This window comes from Tepidimonas charontis (assembly GCF_007556685.1).
GTDB classification, from domain to species: Bacteria; Pseudomonadota; Gammaproteobacteria; order Burkholderiales; family Burkholderiaceae_C; genus Tepidimonas; species Tepidimonas charontis.
Genome location: NZ_VJON01000084.1, coordinates 1 through 1,939 on the forward strand (window position 1 = coordinate 1; position 1,939 = coordinate 1,939).

Consider the following 1,939-nt stretch of genomic DNA (forward strand, 5'->3'; position numbering starts at 1 on the left):
CCGCCACCGCCGCCGCCCGGGCCCAGGCGGCCGCAGCGCCTGCGTCGCCAGCGCCCGATCACCGGCGCCAGCGCCGCCTTGCCGCGCCCGATGCGCTCACGCGCGAAGGCCGCGACACCTTGTTCGTGCTGGCCGTCATCGCCTGGATCGCGGCCCTGCAATGGGGCCAGATACCCGCATGGACACTGGGCTTGGTGGCCGCCGTGCTGGCCTGGCGTGGCTGGCTGGCTTGGCGTAACCGACCCTTGCCTGGCTGGCCGTGGCGGCTGGCCGTGACCGCAGCGGCGGTGGCCGGCACGGTGGCCACCCATCGCACCTTGCTCGGGCCCGAAGCCGGTGTCACGCTGGTGGTGGTGCTGCTGGCGCTCAAAACGCTGGAGCTGCGTGCCCAGCGCGACGCCTACGTGATCTTCTTTCTGGGTTTTTTCGTGTTGCTGACGCCGTTGCTGCACTCGCAGTCGCTGCTGACGGCGCTGGGCCTGCTGCCCGCCCTGTGGGGACTGCTGACCGCGCTGGTGATGGCGCAGCGTCCGCTGGGGCGCCCGCCGCTGTGGCAAGCCGCGCGCACCGCCGGCGCCTTGCTGCTGCTGGGCACGCCGCTGATGGCGCTGCTGTTTGCGCTGTTTCCACGCCTGCCGCCGCTGTGGGGCATTCCCACCGACAGCACGATCGGGCGCAGTGGCCTGTCGGGCCAAATGCAGATCGGCGACGTCGCCCGCTTGGCGCTGGATGAGCGCATCGCGCTGCGCGTGGCCTTCCCCGCAGGTGCGCCGGCGCGCGCCGACCTGTACTTCCGCGGCCCCGTGCTGCGCGTCTTCGATGGCCGCCGCTGGCAGCCTCTGTATGGCCCCGATGCGCCAGCGCAGGCGGCGGGCTGGCAGCGCTTCGACGTGGTTGGCGGCTGGGCGGACGGCGGCGCACCGCTGCGCTACGAGATCACGCTCGAGCCGAGCGGGCGGCCCTGGCTGGTCACGCTGGATGGCACGCGCGCCGCGCCCGTCATCGGCGCCGGGGCAACCGACGGGCCCGTGCACGGCTCGCCCGATGGCCAGTGGTGGCTGGGTGCCCCCCTCACCGACGTCCTGCACTATCGCGGCGAGGCCGATCCGCAGCGGCGCTGGGGTCACGACGCGCCGCGCCTGGCGCTACAGGCAGACCGTGAGCTGCCACCCGGCTTCAACCCCCGCACGCTGGCGTGGGCACAACGGCTGCGCCGCGAACTGGGCGAGCCAGAACCCATTGTCTTGGTGCAGGCCCTGCTGCGCCAGCTGCGTGAGGGGGGCTACCGCTACACCCTGGAACCCGGACGCTACGGCCGCGACACCGCCGACGAGTTCTGGTTCGATCGTCGCGCCGGGTTTTGCGAGCACATCGCCTCCGCCTTCGTCGTGGCGCTGCGCGCCATGGATATTCCGGCGCGCATCGTCACCGGCTACCAGGGCGGCGAGCGCAACCCCATCGACGGTCTGTGGACGGTCCGCCACAGCGACGCCCACGCCTGGGCCGAAGTGTGGATGCCCAGCCAGGGCTGGATACGCATCGACCCCACTGCCGCCGTGGCTCCCGAACGTACAGCCAGCGGTGAACGGCTGGTGGCACCGGCTCCCCCACTGCTCGCGCTGGCCAGGACGGTGGACCCGCACTTGCACGCCGCGCTGCGGGCCCTGTGGGAAGCGGCCAATCAACGCTGGAACGACTGGGTGCTGAACTACGGGGCGACGCGCCAGCGTTCGCTGCTGCAGCGCCTAGGCTGGGCAGCCGAAGACTGGCGCGACGTGGCCCAGGCGCTGGGGGTGGTGCTGCTGGCAGCGGCGCTGGTCGCCCTGGCGCTGCTGGCGCGTGCGCGCTGGCAACCCACCGATCCCTGGCCGCGGTTGCTGGGCCGGGCTGCGCGCCGTTGGGCACGGCGCGGCTGGCCCGTGCCCCAGCCCCTCACCGC

General features: G+C 73.1%; 1 protein-coding gene. It reads left to right on the forward strand.

The genetic code is table 11. The annotated features are described in order from the left end of the window. Positions 1 to 1,939 (forward strand): transglutaminase family protein (locus tag Tchar_RS13400; RefSeq protein ID WP_144329472.1); only part of this gene is annotated, 1,939 nt, incomplete at both ends.